At 54.1% G+C, this 20,298-nt stretch carries 19 protein-coding genes, 1 other RNA gene and 2 pseudogenes; 14 read left to right on the top strand and 8 right to left on the bottom strand.

What is annotated here, in order from left to right; translation table 11 throughout:
- Window positions 1-125: 125 nt before the first annotated feature.
- The 3 genes and pseudogenes from GM30_RS20170 to ydiK all read right to left on the bottom strand — a co-directional run.
- Window positions 126-323: a hypothetical protein gene (locus GM30_RS20170; protein WP_049850055.1), complete on the bottom strand. Its 198-nt coding sequence runs from the start codon at window positions 321-323 to the stop codon at window positions 126-128.
- 169 nt (window positions 324-492) lie between these two features.
- Window positions 493-601, bottom strand: an RNA gene (gene rprA, locus GM30_RS24980) — antisense sRNA RprA.
- A gap of 269 nt (window positions 602-870) precedes the next feature.
- Window positions 871-1,854, bottom strand: a pseudogene (gene ydiK / locus GM30_RS20165) (AI-2E family transporter YdiK); the annotation flags it as partial.
- A gap of 167 nt (window positions 1,855-2,021) precedes the next feature.
- Here ydiK and ydiJ point away from each other — a divergent pair.
- Window positions 2,022-5,042, top strand: coding sequence for a D-2-hydroxyglutarate dehydrogenase YdiJ (gene ydiJ, locus GM30_RS20160; RefSeq protein WP_049850054.1), 3,021 nt, complete (start codon window positions 2,022-2,024; stop codon window positions 5,040-5,042).
- Complete coding sequence (menI, locus tag GM30_RS20155) at window positions 5,039-5,449, top strand: 1,4-dihydroxy-2-naphthoyl-CoA hydrolase (protein ID WP_049850053.1); 411 nt, start codon at window positions 5,039-5,041, stop codon at window positions 5,447-5,449. Before ydiJ ends, menI begins: the two co-directional genes overlap by 4 nt.
- 39 nt (window positions 5,450-5,488) lie before the next feature.
- Here menI and GM30_RS20150 read toward each other — a convergent pair whose 3' ends face one another.
- The 3 genes from GM30_RS20150 to yedE all read right to left on the bottom strand — a co-directional run bounded on the left by GM30_RS20150 (window position 5,489) and on the right by yedE (window position 7,209).
- Entirely contained in the window at window positions 5,489-5,677 is a 189-nt protein-coding gene (locus GM30_RS20150) for a YegP family protein (RefSeq protein WP_049850052.1), read from the bottom strand.
- Between the two features lie 90 nt (window positions 5,678-5,767).
- The gene (gene yedF, locus GM30_RS20145) at window positions 5,768-6,001 is read right to left on the bottom strand and encodes a sulfurtransferase-like selenium metabolism protein YedF (protein ID WP_049850051.1); all 234 of its coding nucleotides are present in this window, start codon (window positions 5,999-6,001) and stop codon (window positions 5,768-5,770) included.
- Window positions 5,998-7,209, bottom strand: coding sequence for a selenium metabolism membrane protein YedE/FdhT (gene yedE, locus GM30_RS20140; RefSeq protein WP_049850050.1), 1,212 nt, complete (start codon window positions 7,207-7,209; stop codon window positions 5,998-6,000). The genes yedF and yedE overlap by 4 nt, the downstream gene beginning before the upstream one ends.
- 272 nt (window positions 7,210-7,481) lie before the next feature.
- Between yedE and GM30_RS20135 the strand changes: the two genes are divergently transcribed.
- The 5 genes from GM30_RS20135 (at window position 7,482) to GM30_RS20115 (ending at window position 12,356) form a co-directional block, all read left to right on the top strand.
- Window positions 7,482-7,730 carry a GlsB/YeaQ/YmgE family stress response membrane protein gene (locus GM30_RS20135; protein WP_049850049.1) on the top strand — a complete coding sequence of 83 codons (249 nt, stop codon included), beginning with the start codon at window positions 7,482-7,484 and terminating at the stop codon, window positions 7,728-7,730.
- A gap of 271 nt (window positions 7,731-8,001) precedes the next feature.
- On the top strand, window positions 8,002-10,350 hold the full coding sequence (locus GM30_RS27635; protein ID WP_049850048.1) for an autotransporter outer membrane beta-barrel domain-containing protein: 2,349 nt from the start codon (window positions 8,002-8,004) through the stop codon (window positions 10,348-10,350).
- Window positions 10,259-10,786, top strand: coding sequence for an autotransporter outer membrane beta-barrel domain-containing protein (locus GM30_RS27630; protein WP_274519069.1), 528 nt, complete (start codon window positions 10,259-10,261; stop codon window positions 10,784-10,786). The genes GM30_RS27635 and GM30_RS27630 overlap by 92 nt, the downstream gene beginning before the upstream one ends.
- Window positions 10,783-11,112, top strand: coding sequence for an autotransporter outer membrane beta-barrel domain-containing protein (locus tag GM30_RS27625; RefSeq protein ID WP_049850046.1), 330 nt, complete (start codon window positions 10,783-10,785; stop codon window positions 11,110-11,112). Before GM30_RS27630 ends, GM30_RS27625 begins: the two co-directional genes overlap by 4 nt.
- Before the next feature lie 56 nt (window positions 11,113-11,168).
- Window positions 11,169-12,356, top strand: coding sequence for a tetratricopeptide repeat protein (locus tag GM30_RS20115; RefSeq protein WP_049850045.1), 1,188 nt, complete (start codon window positions 11,169-11,171; stop codon window positions 12,354-12,356).
- Window positions 12,357-12,421: 65 nt separating this feature from the next.
- On the opposite strand, the gene GM30_RS20110 is transcribed toward GM30_RS20115, so the two are convergent.
- Complete coding sequence (locus GM30_RS20110; protein ID WP_049850044.1) at window positions 12,422-12,886, bottom strand: DUF6367 family protein; 465 nt, start codon at window positions 12,884-12,886, stop codon at window positions 12,422-12,424.
- A gap of 466 nt (window positions 12,887-13,352) precedes the next feature.
- Between GM30_RS20110 and sufA the strand changes: the two genes are divergently transcribed.
- The 7 genes and pseudogenes from sufA (at window position 13,353) to ldtE (ending at window position 19,816) form a co-directional block, all read left to right on the top strand.
- Window positions 13,353-13,688, top strand: a complete 336-nt coding sequence (gene sufA / locus GM30_RS20105; RefSeq protein WP_049850043.1) for a Fe-S cluster assembly scaffold SufA — start codon at window positions 13,353-13,355, stop codon at window positions 13,686-13,688.
- 2 nt (window positions 13,689-13,690) lie between these two features.
- Window positions 13,691-15,178, top strand: a complete 1,488-nt coding sequence (gene sufB / locus GM30_RS20100; protein WP_049850042.1) for a Fe-S cluster assembly protein SufB — start codon at window positions 13,691-13,693, stop codon at window positions 15,176-15,178.
- A 16-nt stretch (window positions 15,179-15,194) separates the two neighbouring features.
- The gene (gene sufC, locus GM30_RS20095) at window positions 15,195-15,941 is read left to right on the top strand and encodes a Fe-S cluster assembly ATPase SufC (protein ID WP_049850041.1); all 747 of its coding nucleotides are present in this window, start codon (window positions 15,195-15,197) and stop codon (window positions 15,939-15,941) included.
- Window positions 15,916-17,066: pseudogene (gene sufD / locus GM30_RS20090) on the top strand (Fe-S cluster assembly protein SufD). The gene sufC and the pseudogene sufD overlap by 26 nt, the downstream one beginning before the upstream one ends.
- Window positions 17,063-18,283 (top strand): cysteine desulfurase SufS, encoded by a 1,221-nt coding sequence (sufS, locus tag GM30_RS20085; protein ID WP_049850040.1) that lies wholly within the window; start codon window positions 17,063-17,065, stop codon window positions 18,281-18,283. The pseudogene sufD and the gene sufS overlap by 4 nt, the downstream one beginning before the upstream one ends.
- Before the next feature lie 12 nt (window positions 18,284-18,295).
- A complete protein-coding gene (gene sufE / locus GM30_RS20080; RefSeq protein WP_049850039.1) occupies window positions 18,296-18,712 on the top strand; it encodes a cysteine desulfuration protein SufE in 417 nt (138 codons plus the stop codon).
- A 99-nt stretch (window positions 18,713-18,811) separates the two neighbouring features.
- A complete protein-coding gene (gene ldtE / locus GM30_RS20075; protein ID WP_049850038.1) occupies window positions 18,812-19,816 on the top strand; it encodes a L,D-transpeptidase LdtE in 1,005 nt (334 codons plus the stop codon).
- A gap of 67 nt (window positions 19,817-19,883) precedes the next feature.
- On the opposite strand, the gene lpp is transcribed toward ldtE, so the two are convergent.
- Window positions 19,884-20,120, bottom strand: coding sequence for a murein lipoprotein Lpp (gene lpp, locus GM30_RS20070; RefSeq protein ID WP_010430241.1), 237 nt, complete (start codon window positions 20,118-20,120; stop codon window positions 19,884-19,886).
- Between the last annotated feature and the right edge of the window lie 178 nt (window positions 20,121-20,298).

The raw sequence follows: 20,298 nt of genomic DNA, 5'->3' as shown, positions 1-20,298 counted from the left end.
TAGATCCTTTTTGTCTCGCATTTCAATCGCTATTTTTCGAGGTTTTCTAGTGTCAGTGATGTCATCGGTGCTCATACCGCCCGCGATGAGCGACTGGTCCGGGTCGTCGTGGAGGAAGTCGACAATCACTTCCTGACCCACCCACACCCGGCCGTACCGGACGCAGAAGATTTCCTCGCTTGCCGGAAGACGCCGCTGGCGACCTCCGCTTCCAGTACAAACGGGGTGGATAATCCCTGTGAAAGGCGGAAACGGACCACGGCGAAGGTGTCCGGCCTCTGCCCGTCGATATCCAGCGTGAAGCGTAATCCCTGGCGTGACATACCGGCATCCCTGAAATATTCATGGCATCAGTGTGTGAGGATAAATCATTGATTACATGAATAAAAACAATAAGTTACAAACAAGTGGCGAATGCTGGCATGTGAAGTGAGCAAAGACTGTGAGCGGAATCACAAAAAGGGGAGTTTGATTTCGGCAGAACGGCGTAGTTAAAAAAAAAGCCCATCGTGGGAGATGGGCAAAGACTACACACAGCAATTCGTTGTTTCACTCAGGGGATTTCCATGATTTATAAATCAATATGTTGATTTATAACCGTGCCCTAATAGTAGGCACAGGGGATTTTTGCGTCGATCAGATTCGTCTCAATAGTTAACAAAAGGTGAATAATTTGCGAGCTAAATACAGGCGGGAAAACTTATGGCGAGTCGGAGCGGGAAAGGAAGAATAACGAATGATTAGTAAACCTTATTGATAAGGCGGGTCACCCCGCCTTGATTGTTGATTATTTTGCTGCCTGCTCGCTCTCGTCATCACTCTCTTCCAGTACCGCGAGCACCTGATCCGGGTTATCGGGCGGCGNCAGAAAAAAAAGCCGATCATGCCGAAAGCGACCAGACCGCCGATCACCCCGGAAAGGATTAAAATCATTGGCAGGTCGGCACCCATGCGGATCAGCACCGGGCGAATAACGTTATCCATTGTGCCGACCACGCAGCTCCAGACCAGCAGTACGGTGCCCCAGGTCGTATCACCGGTCCAGTACAGCCAGATAATTGACGGGATCAATACGGGCAACGGCCCAAGCTGCACCAGACAGGTAAACACCATCACGACTGTAAGCAGGGTAGCGTAAGGAACACCTGAAATTGCCAGACCGAATCCGCCAAGTACCGCCTGTACCAGTGCGGTCACGACCACGCCCAACGCGACGGCGCGGATGGCTTGCCCTGCCAGCAGAACCGCAGCATCGCCCCGGCGTCCGGCCAGACGGGTGGCAAAATAGCGAATGCCGTAGGCCACCTTCTCACCGCGCCAGTAGAGCAGCGCGCTGAAGAGGAGCATCAGGCCGCAGTGCAGAAGGAATCGCCCGATATGTGCTGCCTGGCCGACAAACCAGGTGGTGGTCGCGCCAATATAAGGACGTACCTTTGCCATAATTGCCGTGCCGCCCATGTCGAGCAGGCTGTGCCAGGCACCGTACAATTTGGCACCGATGAAAGGGATACTGTTCAGCCAGGCGAAATCCGGCAGTGTTAAACTACCAGTGGTGATGTCATGGATCAGCGGGCCGCTGCCGTCCACCAGGCTGTTGACCAGCAGGGCAACCGGAATGACGAACAGCAAAAATAGCAGCAGGGTCATCACCAGTACGGCCAGCGAACGGCGTCCAAACAGGAGACGTTGCAGGCGAAGCAGAACTGGCCAGGTGGCGATAACAATGGTCCCCGCCCAGGCAAAGCCGAGAATAAACGGCTGGATTATCCATAAACAGGCGGTAATGATGAGGGCGAGGAATACCACTGACAGCAGTATTTGCGGAATGTCCCTTGGCTGACGAAGACTTACCATAGATGTTTTTTCACCTTAAACAATCGTGTCTGACTGATAATAATATCAATAAATTTGAGCACATAATTCTGATGGGCGCATAAGAAAAAAATGTGATACAACGATAAACGCGCAACGCAATCGATTAATTACCCACAACACAACATTATCAGGCAGGGTCAAGCGTAATGATCCCACAGATTTCCCAGGCGCCAGGTGTCGTTCAACTGGTGCTGACTTTTTTGCAGGTACTGGAACAGCAAGGCTTCACCGGCGACACCGCCACCGGCTATGCCGACAGACTGACGATGTCCACCGACAACAGCATCTATCAACTCTTGCCGGATGCCGTGGTTTTTCCCCGCTCTACCGCCGATGTCGCCTTGCTGGCGCGTCTGGCCGCAGAAGAACGCTTTTCCTCGCTGATTTTCACCCCACGCGGCGGCGGTACGGGCACGAACGGTCAGGCCCTCAATCAGGGCATTATTATCGATCTGTCCCGCTACATGAACCGTATCATCGAAATTAACCCCGAAGAGGGGTGGGTGCGGGTGGAAGCCGGTGTCATCAAAGATCAACTGAATCAGTTCCTCAAGCCTTACGGCTATTTTTTCGCCCCGGAACTTTCCACCAGTAACCGTGCCACGCTGGGCGGGATGATCAACACCGATGCATCGGGTCAGGGCTCGCTGGTGTATGGCAAAACCTCCGATCACGTGCTCGGCGTGCGGGCCGTGCTCATGGGCGGCGATATTCTCGATACCCAACCGATGCCGGTGCAACTGGCGGAGACGCTGGCTAAAGAGCAGTCGGTGATTGGCCGCATTTACCGTACTGTTTATCAGCGCTGTCGCGACAATCGCCAGCTAATTATTGATAAATTCCCCAAACTGAACCGTTTTCTGACCGGCTACGATCTGCGCCATGTCTTTAATGACGACATGACCGAGTTTGACTTGACCCGCGTACTGACCGGCTCTGAGGGCACGCTGGCGTTTATCACCGAAGCGCGCCTGGATATTACTCGTCTGCCAAAGGTGCGGCGGCTGGTCAACGTCAAGTACGACTCGTTTGATTCTGCGCTGCGCAACGCGCCGTTTATGGTGGAAGCGAAGGCGCTGTCGGTGGAAACGGTTGATTCAAAAGTGCTGAACCTGGCGCGGGAAGATATCGTCTGGCATTCCGTCAGTGAATTAATTACCGACGTCGCAAATAAAGACATGCTGGGCCTCAATATCGTTGAGTTCGCCGGAGACGATCAGGTGTTGATCGACGGTCAGGTGCAGGCGCTCTGCCAGCGTCTTGATGAGCTGATGGCGCAAAACGCGGGCGGCGTGATTGGCTGGCAGGTCTGCGAGGAACTGGCGGGCATTGAACGTATCTATGCCATGCGTAAAAAAGCAGTGGGGCTGTTAGGAAATGCGAAAGGCGCGGCAAAACCGATTCCTTTTGCTGAAGATACCTGCGTACCGCCCGAGCATCTCGCCGATTATATCACCGAGTTTCGCGCGCTGCTGGACAGCCACGGGCTGAGCTACGGCATGTTTGGCCACGTGGATGCCGGTGTACTGCATGTGCGACCAGCGCTGGACATGTGTGATCCACAGCAGGAGATGCTGATGAAACAGATCTCCGACGAGGTGGTAGCGCTGACGGCAAAATATGGCGGCCTGTTATGGGGCGAGCACGGCAAAGGGTTCCGTGCGGAATACAGCCCGGCCTTCTTTGGTGACGAACTGTATGGCGAGCTGCGCAAAGTCAAAGCCGCGTTCGACCCGGCAAACCGGCTCAACCCTGGAAAGATTTGCCCGCCGGAAGGCATCGATGCGCCGATGATGAAGGTCGATGCGGTGAAGCGCGGTACCTACGACCGGCAGATCCCCGTTGTGGTACGCAGTGCATGGCGTGGCGCGATGGAGTGTAACGGCAACGGGCTGTGCTTTAACTTCGACGTGAGAAGCCCGATGTGTCCGTCGATGAAAANGCGCGAATGGCTGCGCCTGCTGGCGGACAGAGGCGTTGATCCGCTGAAGCTGGAAAAAGAGCTACCGGAAAAACGCGTCAGCCTGCGCTCGCTGATTGAGCGCACGCGCAACAGCTGGCACGCGCGGAAAGGCGAATATGATTTCTCTCATGAGGTGAAAGAGGCGATGTCAGGTTGTCTGGCCTGTAAAGCCTGCACCACGCAATGCCCGATCAAAATTGACGTACCGGAGTTCCGTTCACGCTTCCTGCAGCTTTATCATTCCCGCTATTTGCGTCCGGTGCGCGATCACCTGGTCGCCACGGTGGAAAGCTACGCGCCGCTGATGGCGCGCGCGCCTAAAACGTTTAACTTTTTTATCAATCAGCCCTGGGTGCGCCGTCTGTCGGAGAAACATATCGGCATGATCGATCTGCCGCTGCTCTCAGCGCCGTCGCTGCAACAGCGGATGGTCGGGCACCGCTCGGCGAACATGACGCTGGAGCAGCTCGAGTCTCTCAGCACAGAACAAAAAGCGAAAACGGTGCTGGTGGTTCAGGATCCGTTTACCAGCTATTACGATGCGCAGGTGGTGGCGGATTTTGTCCGGCTGGTGGAAAGGGTGGGTTATCAGCCCGTCCTGTTGCCATTCTCGCCAAACGGGAAAGCGCAGCACATCAAAGGGTTCCTCAATCGCTTTGCGAAAACCGCGAAAAAAACGTCGGATTTTCTCAGCCGCATTGCGCAGCTCGGCATGCCGATGGTGGGGGTCGATCCGGCGCTGGTGCTCTGCTATCGCGATGAGTACAAACAAGTGTTGGGTGCTGAGCGTGGTGATTTCCACGTCATGCTGGTGCACGAATGGCACGAATGGCTGCCGCTGGCGCTGGAAAGCCTCGAGGCCCGGGATGTAAGCGGCGAGCCGTGGTATCTCTTTGGTCACTGCACCGAAGTGACGGCACTGCCTGCCGCGCCGCAGCAATGGGCCGCACTGTTTGCGCGCCTGGGCGCAAAACTTGAAAATATCAACGTCGGCTGTTGTGGCATGGCGGGAACCTATGGTCATGAAGTCAAAAACCATGCAAACTCGCTGGGGATTTATGCGCTCTCATGGCAGCCTTCAATGCAGACGCTACCGAAAAACCGCTGCCTGGCGACCGGCTATTCGTGCCGCAGCCAGGTGAAACGTATTGAAGGTAATGGCGTTCGCCATCCGCTACAGGCATTACTGGAGATACTCGGATGATCTGGAAACGCACCGCAACCCTCGACGCGCTCAATGCTATGGGCAAAAACAACATGGTAGGGCTACTGGATATTCAGTTTGACCGCTTTACTGATGACACTATTGAAGCGACGATGCCGGTGGACAACCGTACCCACCAGCCGTTTGGCCTGTTGCACGGCGGCGCGTCAGTGGTGCTGGCGGAAACGCTGGGGTCAGTGGCCGGATATTTATGTACCGAGGGCGATCAAAAAGTGGTAGGGCTGGAGGTCAACGCCAACCATATCCGTTCCGTTCGCAGCGGGCGCGTTCGCGGCGTCTGTACTGCGCTCCATGCGGGCAGTCGTCATCAGGTCTGGCAGATTGAAATTTTTGATGAACAGGGAAGATTGTGCTGTTCGTCGCGGCTGACGACGGCGGTGGTCTGAAAGCAGTCCCTCTTCCTGAAACAGGAAGAGGGACTCCCGTTACACGGTCTCGTCCTTGATGGTGGTGGTCGGACCGTTTTTCTGTACTGATGCAATACCTTTCTTCGCCGCGTCTTTCGACGAATACATCTCGCTAACAGCAATAATTTCGTGGTTATCCGCTTTCAACTGGAAATAGTACGGCTGTGCAATATCTTTTTCCGATTTTTTAATGACGTAATAGCCCATCTTAATCTCCTTATTCATCCTTAATGGACATGTATTATTTACGCCTGTTTTAGCGAAGCGGCAAGCCGTTAAGTCAAATCTGAGACGCCGCTATTTCTGAATCAAATAACGGATGGTTGGCCCGTCCTGCTGAATCTCCAGCACGGTGTAACCATGATTTTTCGCGTCCAGAGGGATGTTGTTAATGGACTGCGGGCAGTCGCTGACCACTTCCAGAATTTCCCCCTTCTGCAGTTGCGGCATCGCTTCCAGCGTGGCAACTGCCGGATAAGGACAGGGTTCGCCCACCATATCCAGACGATAATCAGGAACGATATTCTTCATGCTGCCTCCTTAGCGGCGACCGACACGGCGCGAGCGCGACGGAAAAAGTGTTTTTCCCAACCAATCATCAGCATCAATGCGATAAACAGTAGCGCATAGGTGACAAGCAGGCCACCGAGCGGGCCGAAGGTGTTGAGCAGGTTGACTTTATCCCAACTGGTGGCGAGTGCAGGGGAGAGATCATCCCAGTAGTACGCCAGCAGCGTAGAACCAATAACGTTACCCAGCCCGACCCACCAGTAATGCACCTGACCTTCGACAGCGCGGTACATCCAGCCGGTTTCACAGCCGCCGGCCAGCACGATGCCAAAACCAAACAGCAGACCACCCAGAACGGCGTTCGGGCCAGCCCACATAATTTTCGGTTCTACACCAAGTTGCACGTAACTGAAAATGCCGATTGCGCTGACCGCCATGCCGAACACAATCGCTTTCGCCATATGGGTTCGCCCGGTGATCCACAGATCGCGGAAGGCGGAGGTGAAACAGATTTGCGCGCGCTCAATCAACAGCCCGAACCCAACGCCGAACAGCATCGCCAGCCCGAGTTTCGGCTGATTCATGGCGGTGAGCAACGCCCAGCCAACCATGCCGATAAACACCAGCATACCGAGACGGAAACGGCGGCGCGCCTGATCCGGTTTTTGCGTCAGTGGTGAGGCAGCGGACACTTTTTGCATTTTCACCGGAATGCGGAACATGGGCAGCAGCGTAAACCGTGCGCCAAACCAGGAGCCGATCGCGGTGGCAATGGCAAAAAACCAGGCGTGCAGGGAGAACTGCGGAATACCGGTAAAAAAGGCGGCGAGGTTACAGCCCATCGCCATCCGCGCGCCAAACCCGGCGATGATCCCGCCGACGATCGCCTGCGCGATGCGGATGCGGCTGCGCGGGAGACGTAATTTGACGTTATTGGCCCACAGCGCCGCGGCGAAACAGCCGCCGAACATGCCGATAATCATCATGCCGTCGATGCGGGTTAACGGCGTGCCTTCAAGGTGAATAAGCTTATAGTAACCCCAGGTTTCCGCATGAACGCCGGCCAGCTGCAACAGCTGCCCGCCCCAGCGCGTGAACTCGCCGGTCACGGCCCAGAAGGTGCCGGTAATGCCGAAATAATAGGTGGAGAGAATACCTGCAGCGATGACCGCAGGGGCTGGCGCCCAGAATTTAATCAGCCAGGCCTGTTTGAAGTGTTGCCAGGTCATGTGTGTTTGCCTCTTGAACTCAAGAAGGTTGTTACGCCCCGAACGGGGAAGGGAGAGACGATAATACGCCTGCGAATGCGAGGCGCCAGCAAAAAAAGCACAAAATCTCGTTATGATCAATTTGTGCGCCGGGCAACGACGATACCGGGCCTGTGTGACGAAAAAATGACTGATAATTCAATACGGAAAGCACGTTAGATATTTTTGTGTGGTGTGCTACGCTTTATCACGGTAAATGAAGTCACGTACTAACTGATGAGGATATAAAGCACATGGGTATTATTTCATGGATCATTTTCGGGCTAATTGCAGGGATTCTGGCGAAGTGGATCATGCCGGGTAAAGATGGCGGCGGATTCTTCGTCACGGTTATTCTCGGCATCATCGGTGCGGTCGTCGGCGGCTGGATTAGCACACTCTTCGGTTTCGGTAAAGTGGACGGCTTTAACTTCGGCAGCTTTGTTGTCGCTGTGATTGGTGCGTTAGTCGTACTGTTCGTTTACAGAAAAATCAAAAGTTAACCAAATCGCTGAAACAAAGTAACAAATGATAAGCCCGCACTGCGGGCTTATTTCTTAAAAAAATTCTTATTCCTGCAATATGATCCTGGTTATCTGCAAGCTATTCTTATTCCAATTGTACTGACTTCACATTTCGTTATTAACACAGGTATTTTCAGATAAATTCTTTTGCACACAATAAAACAACGCCGATACCATCTTTAATCACGTTACGTAATTAACGCGGTGATGGGCTTATTGGTGTTCAATAAAAAGCAGAGGGAAGTTGCTGATGTACAGGTCTGATTCAAATAATGATCTAAAAATAACGTTTCTTGCAACGGCGATCGCACTGGCGCTGGCACCGATGCACGCTCAGGCGGTCAACAATGGAACAGTCATGGCTGGAAGTAACCAGCAAATAACCTTAACGCCAGGACAGCAATATACGAATACCACCTCCAATTTAGTTCTGGAGGCGTATTATACCGGCGGTAAAATTAGTGGTGACCGTGTTGATATTTACACTGAGAGAATCAATATCCCCAGAGTTCAGGCTGTATTAAAAGCGTATAACGGCGGACAAATCTGGCTGACCAATTCTACCGTCAATTATACCTCAGCCACGTCGCCAGCAAGTGGTACCGATCGGCTGTTTAACGCGGCAGATATGGGTTCCGTCGTTAATATTGCCAACTCAACGCTGCGCGGTTATGCCAATCTCGGTGAAATTAGCAACGGTGCATCTGCGGTGATTAACAATAGTGTTGCTTCGACTGGACGAGGGGTGTCGGTGACCGGGGCGGGATCTCGCCTTGATATCATCAATGGCTCTGATATCACCCTGCGGGGAGACAGTTATGGTCTGCATGATACGGGCATTATGGCAACAGAAGGCGGCGCGCTGAACATTCAGAACAGCCGGATTACGGTGCTGGACAATGGCTATTATGATGGATCCCGGACACCGCCAAACCCTGAGGCTATTACGGTACGAGGTGGTTATACCCTGACCACACCCACCACCACGGCAGTATTAAAAAACCTTATTATTGAAACGAAGGGCTATCAATCGAATGCGATAAATATCGTTTCAGGGAATGCTTCCGCGACGATGGACCGCCTCAATATTATTACGCGTGGGTTGGGCGGATACGGGTTGTATGTGGACAACACCAATAATATGGCCTCCATAATGACGAACTCCACGATCGAGACGTTCGGCTATTCAGGAATGGGTGCGTATGCGGTAGGGAAAACGGCACTGACCCTCGATAATATCGATATTATTACCCACGGATATATGTCTACAGGGATTAAAGCTTCGGTGGGTGGGACCAATTCAAACCAACCGACAATCCTTACTGCCACAAACCTTGATATCACCATGAGCGGCAGAGACAGCACTGGTGTGGGTAACAATCATGCCAGAACGTATCTGAATGATATTCGACTCAACCTTAGCGGCGATACCTCCACGGCCATCAGCGTGGGCAAAACAAGCCTTGAGACTATCGCGCACATCGACAACCTGACGGCACAAGTCAGTGGCAATAATTCATACGGTATGTTTCTCGGCGGCAGTCCGGATATCTGGTTCCGGAACAGCAGCATAAATATGACGGGCAATAATAGCCACGGGTTGCAGGTGGGCTTTCTGCGGTTAAATTCCAGCAGCGCGTTACCCGTGAGCGACAGCCGCATTGAAACTCAGGACGGCTACGCGGTGCAGAGCATCAATGCCGATCTTAACCTCGACTTAACCCGTTCAACGCTGATCGGACGTCGCGGTGGCACAGCGGGGATTGCGATCAGTGTAGAAGATAGCGGTGCGTTTCAGTCCGGCGTTGTGAACGTGAACACCGGGGACAACTCGCAGATTGTCGGCGATGCGGTTTCGCAGTCGGCCAATGCGGCGGCGCTGAACCTTGCATTGCACACTTCATCAACAATGACGGGCCGTATTGTGCGTGGCTACAGCATGGCACTGGATGAGACCAGCCAGTGGAATGTGACGGGCGATTCCGATATTTCAACCCTCAACAACGGCGGCACCGTGGCGTTTGCCGCACCGGGAGATGACGGTGGTTTCAAAACCATCACCGTCGGTAACTACCTTGGTGGCGGTACGCTGATCATGAATACCACGCTGGGCGATGACAGTTCCGCGACCGACAAACTGATCGTCACCGGTGACACAGCAGGGAGCACGAAGCTGTATGTCAATAACTTCCACGGCAGCAGCACCACCACGGTAAACGGCATCGAAGTGATAAGCGTCGATGGGCAGTCGGATGGCCTGTTTACCCTCAAAAACCGTGCTCTGGCAGGCGCCTATGAATATTTCCTCCATCAGGACAACGGTGACTGGTATCTGCGTTCTGCGCTGGTGCCAGAGCCTCCGACACCCGAAGAGCCAATACCCGAAGAACCTGAAGAGCCTGTACCGCAAGAGCCGCAGCCGCCACAGGAACCGGAGCAGCCTGACGACCAACCGCCGTCTGACGTGCCCGTGCCGCCAGCACCCGAACCGGTACCCNNCAAACCGCCTGTTCAGCCACAGCCTGAAAGATCGCGAAGGGCGGGCGGAAGATTCGAGCCTGTGGTTGCGGCAACTGGCGTTTCGCAGTCATGCGAATGACGACAGCGGTCAGTTGCAGATGCGCGGCAACAGCTATGTGATTCAGGGCGGCGGTGAAGTGTGGAACGGGCAATTCGGCGAGCAGGATCGGCTTGGTGTGGGCATCATGGCAGGCTATGGCTACAGCAGCGGAAATACGCATTCCGCTAAAACGCATTACGATGCGAAGAATAGCGTACATGGATACAGCGCCGGGGCTTACGCGACCTGGTATCAGAACGCAAAGTCCGTGAACGGACTGTATGTCGACAGCTGGCTGCAATACAGTTGGCTCCGCGCGTCAGTGAACGGCGAAGGGCTGGTGGGTGAAAGCTACGATATCCGCGGCCTCAGTGGTTCACTGGAGAGCGGATACCGTCACCCGTTGTCCCCGCGCGTTTTCATCACGCCACAGGCACAGGCTATCTGGAGTGGGGGGCCCGCCACCAGGAAGTGAACGGCACCCGTGTTGACGGTAGCGGCAGCGTACAGACGCGCCTCGGCGTAAACCTGTCGTATGACGTGCCGGATGCGCAGAAAACCGCGTCACAATTCACCGTTTACGGCGAAGTGAACTGGTTGCACAACGCTAACAATGTCGACGTCACGCTGGACAACGTCAGGGTAGAACAGGCGGGAAGTCGTAACGTGGGTGAGATGAAACTCGGCCTGGAAGGGCAACCCGCGGAAGCCTTTACCGTCTGGGCAAACGTCGCACAACGCGTCGGGGCGAAGGGTTACCATGACACCTCTGGCAATGTGGGCATCAAATACCATTTCTGAGAGGGTGATTGCTCATCGACGGAGATTAAAAATGCACAGGGAATTAAGGGAATTACATGCAAAATAACATGAAGTCATGGCTGTTTTTATCGCTTCTGCTGTCGTCGGGATATGGCGTCGCCACTACAACCCAGGTAGAAATCCTTAGCGCCGTGGTGAAAGATGCGAAGATCCCGGACGCGCAGGTCACACTGCAGAGAAACGGTGAGAGTGCGGTCAAAGCCAGCACCAACGCCCAGGGGCAGACGATTCTGGAAAACACGTTCCCCGACACCAGCGACACGCTGCTGATCGTTAAAAAAAGTGGCTATTCTAACCTGGTGGTCAAATGCCCCTGTAACGGCATGTCGTATGCATTAAGCCCGGTGCTGACGGGGCTGGACAGTATGCGCGTGGTCTTAACCTGGAGTGCAACGCCTGACGATCTGGATTCGCATATTGTCTATCAGGGCAATCATCTCTATTACGATCATAAAGAAGGCGACAACGGCAATCTGGACGTTGACGATATCGACAGCTACGGCCCGGAGACCATCACCCTGACCGCGCGGCAAAATGGTCAGTCTTACGTCTACGCTATTCATGATTTCTCCGACCGCGAAATGCCGAACAGCACACGACTGTCAGAAAGCCAGGCGAAAGTCTTTGTATACGTCGGTGAATCGCTGGTGAGGACATATTATGTTCCGCAGGAAAAGCGCGGGAATCTGTGGACGGTATTTAAAATTACCCCGTCAGGCGAGTTTGTCGATATCAACCAGATCGAAGGCGTGAATATGGCGTCAGAAAACATCGGGCCACACTTGTCGCCTGCGCTGGCCGATGCATGGACCGCCTCGCACAACGCCGCCTGGACGCAACAGGATATCAGCGTGTCACGCAGTCTGAACTTGCAGGGTGAAGCGGCCTATCAGCGTCGTGATTACGATCAGGCGATCGATCATTTCACTGCGGCGGTTAACGCATGGGCAGATAACGGCAAGGCCTACGGCAACCTTGGATTGGTGTATCAGAAAGCCGGCCGCACGGCGGAGGCGCTGTGGGCCAACCGTAAAGCGCTGGCACTGGCGAGCGGTGCGGGCGCGCCAACGGTTCGGGCAGGGGCAAATTATAACATCGGCAAAATTTACGAAACCGCAGGGGATTATCAGCAGGCACTGACCTATTACCAGGCCGCACGTAACGAAAAAGCCAATACGGTGTATGACAACGCCATCGCCCGGGTTCAGGCACTGATCCACTAAATCGTCGTTGCTTTCACCGACACAGTATTAAAAAAGCCCTTGCACGAACGCAGGGGCTTTTTTTGTCAGAGATTCGAAAAGTCGACGGTCATGCGCGGGGCATCGTCCGGAGACAGGAGTATTTCAATGATAACCTCGAGGAGGAGCAAATTAAGCATTCGACGGTGGGGTGAGCGCGTATAAAGAGGGCGGGTTAACAGGTCGAAATTCAGCGCCGGGTCCGTTTTGAGCATCCTGGCCGCCAGATCTTTCGCTGCGTTGAGGTGCTTAAAGTTGTCATTGAAATTCACTTTGCCTTGTCTTGAATCTTCCACATTCCACGAAACGCCAATGCCTCTGTTTTTTCGCCATATATGGATGAGTCGTTGTGTTCTGGCGCCTTGATTTGCTTTGTCAATTCGATAGAACAACCCCGTCTGCGTGTCTTGTAAGGACAAAGACTGCAATACATCATCAGGAATAGATGGTAAGGTGATTACAGCCTTCTTAATGTAGTCCTCTTCATTAAACTGAAATTCATTCTCAGTCATCACGGTTTCCCTTTGTTGGATTGATTTAGCAGTTATCGGCAACAAAATCTGTAACATTACAATGAGAATGAGAGTTCTGTTAGATTTTTTGAAAGTGCCAGTAAACTCGCTTATCGGGCTTCCCGGGTGCCCAATCGGGACATTGAATCTTCCAGAAAAATTCCTGCTTTCCCCTGACTGACGCGTTTTTTAACTTCTTGTTTTAAAAACAACTTTGTATTTTTGTGCCATTTAGGCCATCTATCCTATAAATAGGTATTACCTATACATCTTTTCCTGCTGACCGGTCACCCCGATAAATCCTGCCAAATCTATTAATTTTCAATGGATTGAACAATAACGTCCTGACCTGATAAGTCATTCAACGGGGTCTATGCTTAATAAATGCAAGAAAGTCCCTGTGGACCATGGGTTGAAGTGAGAATCGTTATCACTACCATAGGATGATACGCAGGTGCTTTAAACCATGAGGGGGATCTATGGATGTGNAACGGCGGCGGCGCATATCCGCGAGCTGATAAGCAAGCAGCCCGATATGCAAGGGTTGCGGCTGGGCGTCAAACAGACCGGTTGTGCGGGTTTTGGCTACGTCCTCGACACCGTCACGCAGCCGGAAACAGAGGATCTGCTGTTTGAAACGGATGGCGCAAAACTCTACGTCTCGCGAAAGGCGATGCCGTTTATTGATGGCACCGTCGTTGATTACGTTCGCGACGGGTTAAATCAAATCTTCAAGTTTCATAACCCAAAAGCGCAGCATGAATGTGGCTGCGGTGAAAGCTTTGGGGTCCAGGCGGAGTAATTATGTCTCGTAATACTGAAGCAACTGACGATGTCAAAACTTGGACGGGGGGGCAGCTCAATTATAAAGAGGGCTTCTTTACTCTTCTCCAGACCGATGAGCTGGCGAAAGGCATCAATGAAGAGGTGGTGCGCGCCATCTCCGCCCGTCGTAATGAGCCGGAATGGATGCTCGAGTTTCGCCTGAACGCGTTTCGCGCCTGGCAGGACATGGAAGAGCCGCACTGGCTGAAAGCCCATTACAATCCGCTCAATTATCAGGATTACAGCTATTACTCGGCGCCGTCCTGCGGGAACTGCGATGACACCTGCGCGTCACAGCCGGGTGCGGTCCAGCAGACCGGCTCCAGCGCGTTCCTGACACAGGAAGTGGAAGAAGCGTTCAACCAGCTCGGCGTGCCGGTTCGTGAAGGCAAAGAGGTGGCCGTCGACGCCATTTTCGACTCTGTCTCGGTAGCCACCACCTATCGCGAAAAACTGTCGGAGCAGGGCATTATTTTCTGCTCCTTCGGCGAAGCGATTCACGATCACCCGGAGCTGGTGAAAAAATACCTCGGTACCGTGGTGCCCGGGAACGACAACTTCTTCGCCGCGCTGAACGCCGCGGTGGCCTCCGATGGCACATTTATTTATGTGCCAAAAGGCGTGCGTTGCCCGATGGAGCTCTCCACCTATTTCCGCATTAACGCGGAAAAAACCGGGCAGTTTGAACGCACGATTTTGATTGCCGATGAAGGCAGCTACGTCAGTTACATCGAAGGCTGTTCGGCGCCGGTACGTGACAGCTACCAGCTGCACGCCGCGGTGGTGGAAGTGATCATCCACAAAGATGCCGAAGTGAAATACTCGACGGTGCAGAACTGGTTCCCGGGCGACAACAACACCGGCGGGATCCTCAACTTCGTCACCAAGCGTGCGCTGTGTGAAGGCGAAAACAGCAAAATGTCATGGACGCAGTCGGAAACCGGCTCGGCGATCACCTGGAAATACCCGAGCTGCATTCTGCGCGGCGACAACTCCATCGGCGAGTTCTTCTCCGTGGTGCTGACCAGCGGGCATCAGCAGGCCGACACCGGCACCAAAATGATCCATATCGGCAAGAACACCAAATCGACCATTATTTCGAAGGGTATCTCCGCCGGACACAGTCAGAACAGCTATCGCGGGCTGGTCAAAATCATGCCGACCGCCACCAATGCGCGTAACTACACCCAGTGTGACTCAATGCTGATCGGGCCGGACAGCGGCGCGCATACCATCCCGTACGTGGAGTGCCGTAACAACAGCGCCCAGCTGGAGCACGAAGCGACGACGTCACGCATCGGTGAAGATCAGCTGTTTTACTGCCTGCAGCGCGGGATCTCGGAAGACGATGCCATCTCCATGATCGTGAATGGCTTCTGTAAAGACGTCTTCTCCGAGCTGCCGCTGGAATTTGCCGTCGAAGCGCAGAAATTACTGGCGATTAGCCTTGAACACAGCGTCGGCTAAGCACAAAGGAACAGACATGTTAAGCATCAAAGATTTACAGGTTGCGGTTGAAGAAAAAGAGATCCTGCGCGGGCTGAGCCTGGAAGTGCGCCCGGGGGAAGTGCACGCCATCATGGGGCCGAACGGCTCCGGTAAAAGTACGCTCTCCGCCACGCTCGCCGGACGTGAAGATTATGAAGTGACTGGCGGCACCGTACAGTTTAAAGGTAAGGATCTGCTGGAGTTGTCGCCGGAAGATCGCGCGGGCGAGGGCATTTTCATGGCCTTCCAGTACCCGGTGGAAATCCCCGGCGTCAGCAATCAGTTTTTCCTGCAAACCGCGCTCAACGCCGTACGCAGCTATCGCGGTCAGGAAGAGCTGGACCGTTTTGATTTTCAGGATCTGATGGAAGAGAAAATCAAACTGCTGAAGATGCCGGAAGATTTGCTGACCCGCTCGGTCAACGTCGGGTTTTCCGGCGGTGAGAAAAAGCGCAACGATATTCTGCAGATGGCGGTGCTTGAGCCTGAACTGTGCATTCTTGATGAATCTGACTCCGGGCTGGATATCGATGCGCTGAAAATCGTTGCTGACGGCGTGAACGCGTTGCGCGATGGTAAGCGCTCGTTCGTCATTGTGACGCACTACCAGCGCATCCTGGATTACATCAAACCGGATTACGTCCACGTGTTGTATCAGGGCCGCATCGTCAAATCCGGCGACTTCACTCTGGTCAAACAACTGGAGGAGCAGGGCTATGGCTGGCTTACAGAACAACAGTAACGCGCTGCAACAGTGGCACCATCTTTTTGAGGCTGAAGGCGAGGCGCGTTCCCCGCAGGCGCAACAGCATCTGCAGCAGATGTTACGGCTGGGTCTGCCGACCCGCAAACATGAAAACTGGAAATACACGCCACTGGATGTCCTGTTGAACAGCCAGTTTGTGGCGAACACGGCGCAGGTGGATGCGGCGACGCGTGATGCGCTGGCGTTGCGCATTGATGCCTTCCGGCTGGTGTTTGTTGACGGGCGTTTTGCGGCGCAACTGAGCGACGATCTCAGCGACAGCGGTTTTACCGTCACCGTCAATGATGAACGCCAGACGCTACCGGCACCGGTACAACCTGAAGTCTTTCTCCATTTGACCGAAAGCCTGGCCGCGACGGTGACGCATATCAGCGTGGCGCGGAATCAGCGTCCGGCAAAACCGTTGCTGTTAATGCACCTGACCCAGGGGCGCCCCTGACGATGCAGGTCGCCGCCAACGCGCAGTTACATCACCTCAAGCTGGCGTTTGAAAATCCGCTCAGTTACCACTTTGCGCATAACGACATTGCCCTCGGCCAGGACGCTGCAGCCTGGAGCAACAGTTTCCTGCTCGGCAGCGCGGTACTGCGGCATAACACCAGCACCCAGCTCAACGGTGAAAACACCACGCTGCGGATGAACAGCCTGGCGATGCCGGTGAAGTCGGAAGTCTGCGACACCCGGACGTGGCTTGAGCATAACAAAGGCTACTGCAACAGCCGCCAACTGCATAAAACCATCGTCAGCGATAAAGGTCGCGCGGTATTTAACGGCCTGATTAACGTCGCGCAGCATGCGATTAAAACCGACGGGCAGATGACCAACAATAACCTGCTGCTCGGACGGCTGGCGGAAGTGGACACCAAACCGCAGCTGGAAATTTACGCGGACGATGTGAAATGCAGCCACGGCGCCACCGTGGGGCGTATTGATGACGAGCAGCTGTTTTACCTGCGCTCGCGAGGGATTAACCAGCAGGCGGCGCAGAAGATGATCATCTACGCCTTTGCAGCGGAACTGACTGAATCGTTGCGCGATGAGGCATTGAAACAGCAGGTGCTGGCCCGTATCGGTCAGCGCTTACCGGGAGGTGAGGCATGACATTTTCCGTTGAACGGGTTCGGGCTGATTTCCCGGTGTTGTCCCGTGAAGTAAACGGACAACCGCTGGTATATCTCGACAGCGCCGCGAGCGCACAGAAACCGGAACAGGTGATTGCCGCCGAGGCGGAGTTTTATCGCCACGGCTATGCGGCGGTGCATCGCGGGATCCACACCCTGAGCGCTGAAGCGACGACGCGTATGGAGCAGGTTCGCCAGCAGGCGGCGAACTTCATTCATGCACGCTCTGCCGAAGAGCTGGTGTTTGTTCGCGGCACCACGGAAGGGATCAACCTGGTTGCAAACAGCTGGGGTAATCGCAATGTGAAGGCGGGTGACAACATCGTCATCAGCCAGATGGAGCACCACGCGAATATTGTCCCGTGGCAAATGCTCTGCACGCGTACCGGCGCACAACTGCGGGTGATCCCGCTGAATGAGGACGGCACGCTGAAACTGGATGTGTTGCCGTCACTGCTCAACGATCGTACCCGGCTGTTGGCTATCACTCAGGTCTCCAATGTGCTGGGCACGGAAAACCCGGTGCAGACGATGGCGGCGCTGGCGCATCAGTACGGTGCGAAAGTGCTGGTGGATGGCGCGCAGGCGGTGATGCATCATGCGGTGGATGTCCAGGCGCTGGACTGCGATTTCTACGTCTTCTCCGGCCACAAGCTGTATGGCCCGACCGGTATCGGCATACTTTATGCGAAAGAGGACATTTTACAGGCCATGCCGCCGTGGGAAGGGGGCGGTTCGATGATCGCCACCGTCAGTCTGACGGAAGGTACCACCTGGGCGAAAGCGCCGTGGCGTTTCGAAGCGGGCACGCCGAATACCGGCGGCATTATTGGCTTTGGTGCCGCGCTAGATTACATCAGCGCGCTGGGGCTGGATCAGATTGACGACTACGAACAAACGCTGATGCACTACGCGTTAACGGCACTGGCTGACGTGCCGGATCTCACCCTTTACGGCCCCGACGATCGCCGTGGGGTGATTGCCTTTAATCTCGGCAAACATCACGCCTACGACGTCGGCAGTTTCCTCGATAACTATGGCATTGCCGTGCGGACGGGGCATCACTGCGCCATGCCGCTGATGAGCTTCTATCAGGTTCCCGCCATGTGCCGGGCGTCGCTGGCAATGTACAACACGCATGAAGAGGTGGATCGACTGGTGGCGGGTCTCCAGCGTATTCATCGTTTACTGGGCTGACAGGGAGGAATAATGGCAGCATTACCGGACAGAGATAAGCTTCTGCGCAATTTTTCGCGCTGTGCCAACTGGGAAGAAAAGTATCTCTATATCATCGAACTGGGGCAGCGTTTACCGGAACTCAGCGCGGCGGATCATACTCCGCAGAACATTATCCAGGGCTGCCAGAGCCAGGTGTGGATCGTGATGACGCGTAATTCCAGCGGCGTGATTGAACTGCAGGGCGACAGCGATGCGGCGATCGTCAAAGGGCTCATCGCGATTGTGTTTATTCTCTACCAGCAGATGACCGCGCAGGACATCGTCGCGTTTGACGTCCGTCCGTGGTTTGAAAAAATGTCACTGACCCAACATCTCACGCCCTCACGCTCGCAAGGGCTTGAAGCCATGATCCGCGCGATTCGCACGAAAGCAGGTAATTGCAGCTAAACTAAATCATACCTATTATCCTGTTTTATGAGGCCGTTTTTTATCCTCATGGGGCTTTTCTTATTGCGGCCCACTACTCGTGACTACAGGAAAAAAAGTATGAAGCGCGCGTTTTTAATCACACTTGTTCTGACTGGCGTTCTGGGCGCTATCCAGACTGCCCGTGCGTTGGATTATCCGTTACCGCCGCAGGGCAGTCGTCTTATTGGGCAAAACCAGACGTATACGGTGCAGGAGGGCGACCGTAATTTACAGGCTATCGCCAGGCGTTTTGATACCGCCGCGATGCTGATTCTGGAAGCAAATAACACTATTGCGCCGGTGCCAAAAGCTGGCACGCTAATTACCATCCCGACGCAACTGCTGTTGCCGGATGTCCCTCGTGAGGGCATCGTGGTTAACCTCGCCGAGCTGCGACTCTATTACTTCCCACCGGGTGAAAACATCGTTCAGGTTTATCCTATCGGCATTGGTTTGCAGGGGCTGGAAACGCCGGTCATGGAGACCCGTGTCGGGCAGAAAATCCCTAATCCGACCTGGACACCAACCGTGGGCATCCGCAAACGCTCCCTTGAGCGCGGCATCACGCTACCGCCGGTGGTGCCAGCCGGGCCAAATAACCCCCTGGGACGCTTTGCACTGCGTTTAGCGTATGGACACGGTGAATATCTCATTCACGGTACCAACGCCCCTGACAGCGTCGGTCTGCGCGTCAGCTCGGGTTGCATCCGTATGAATGCGCCGGATATTCAGGCGCTGTTTGCGCGGGTGAAAAGCGGCACGCCAGTGAAAATCATCAATGAGCCGGTGAAATTCTCGGTAGAGCCGAACGGTGAGCGTTATGTGGAGGTACACCGCCCGCTGTCGCAGGAAGAGGAGCAAAACGTGCAGACGATGCCGTACGTGCTGCCTGCGGACTTCACGCCATTTCGCGAAAATAAAGCGGTGAATGATGAACGGGTGAAAAAAGCGCTGCATCGGCGCGCCGGTTATCCGGTCCCGGTGTCTGCAGAGCGGACGACAGTGACGGCTGATGCGCCAGCGGTGGAATCAGCACAGAATGCTTCGCCGGTAAACGGGGAGGCGTCGAGCGTGACGCAATAAACAGAAAGGGAAATGAAGAGCAAAAAAAATGGCGCACAATGTGCGCCATTCTATTACACAGGCACTATTACTTACGGTATTTAGTAGCCTGGTTGTCCAGACGCTGGTTAGCGCGCGCTGCGTCATCTTTAGCAGCCTGAACGTCGGAACGGATTGCGTTCACGTCGTTGCTCAGCTGGTCAACTTTAGCGTTCAGAGTCTGAACGTCAGAAGACAGCTGATCGATTTTAGCATTGCTGGAGCAACCAGCCAGCAGAGTAGAACCCAGGATTACCGCGCCCAGTACCAGTTTAGTACGATTCATTATTAATACCCTCTAGATTGAGTTAATCTCCATGTAGCGTTACAAGTATTACACAAACTTTTTTATGTTGAGAATATTTTTTTTATGGGAATGCACTTATTTTTGATCGTTCGCTCAAAGAAGCATCGACTTTGCGATAAGCGCTGAAAAAACCGTGTCAAAACAGGCGCGTTCCATC

Source organism: Trabulsiella odontotermitis (genome assembly GCF_001188485.1).
Lineage (GTDB): Bacteria > Pseudomonadota > Gammaproteobacteria > Enterobacterales > Enterobacteriaceae > Trabulsiella > Trabulsiella odontotermitis_A.
Note: the sequence above shows the minus strand (reverse complement) of the source record. Positions and strands in the feature narration are given on the sequence as shown.

Coding starts and splice junctions, on each gene's coding strand:
- GM30_RS20170 (WP_049850055.1), bottom strand. CDS start 323: ATGTCACGCCAGGGATTACGCTTCACGCTGGATATCGACGGGCAGAGG.
- menI (WP_049850053.1), top strand. CDS start 5,039: ATGATCTGGAAACGCACCGCAACCCTCGACGCGCTCAATGCTATGGGC.
- GM30_RS20150 (WP_049850052.1), bottom strand. CDS start 5,677: ATGGGCTATTACGTCATTAAAAAATCGGAAAAAGATATTGCACAGCCG.
- yedF (WP_049850051.1), bottom strand. CDS start 6,001: ATGAAGAATATCGTTCCTGATTATCGTCTGGATATGGTGGGCGAACCC.
- yedE (WP_049850050.1), bottom strand. CDS start 7,209: ATGACCTGGCAACACTTCAAACAGGCCTGGCTGATTAAATTCTGGGCG.
- GM30_RS20135 (WP_049850049.1), top strand. CDS start 7,482: ATGGGTATTATTTCATGGATCATTTTCGGGCTAATTGCAGGGATTCTG.
- GM30_RS20115 (WP_049850045.1), top strand. CDS start 11,169: ATGCAAAATAACATGAAGTCATGGCTGTTTTTATCGCTTCTGCTGTCG.
- GM30_RS20110 (WP_049850044.1), bottom strand. CDS start 12,886: ATGACTGAGAATGAATTTCAGTTTAATGAAGAGGACTACATTAAGAAG.
- sufB (WP_049850042.1), top strand. CDS start 13,691: ATGTCTCGTAATACTGAAGCAACTGACGATGTCAAAACTTGGACGGGG.
- sufC (WP_049850041.1), top strand. CDS start 15,195: ATGTTAAGCATCAAAGATTTACAGGTTGCGGTTGAAGAAAAAGAGATC.
- sufS (WP_049850040.1), top strand. CDS start 17,063: ATGACATTTTCCGTTGAACGGGTTCGGGCTGATTTCCCGGTGTTGTCC.
- sufE (WP_049850039.1), top strand. CDS start 18,296: ATGGCAGCATTACCGGACAGAGATAAGCTTCTGCGCAATTTTTCGCGC.
- ldtE (WP_049850038.1), top strand. CDS start 18,812: ATGAAGCGCGCGTTTTTAATCACACTTGTTCTGACTGGCGTTCTGGGC.
- lpp (WP_010430241.1), bottom strand. CDS start 20,120: ATGAATCGTACTAAACTGGTACTGGGCGCGGTAATCCTGGGTTCTACT.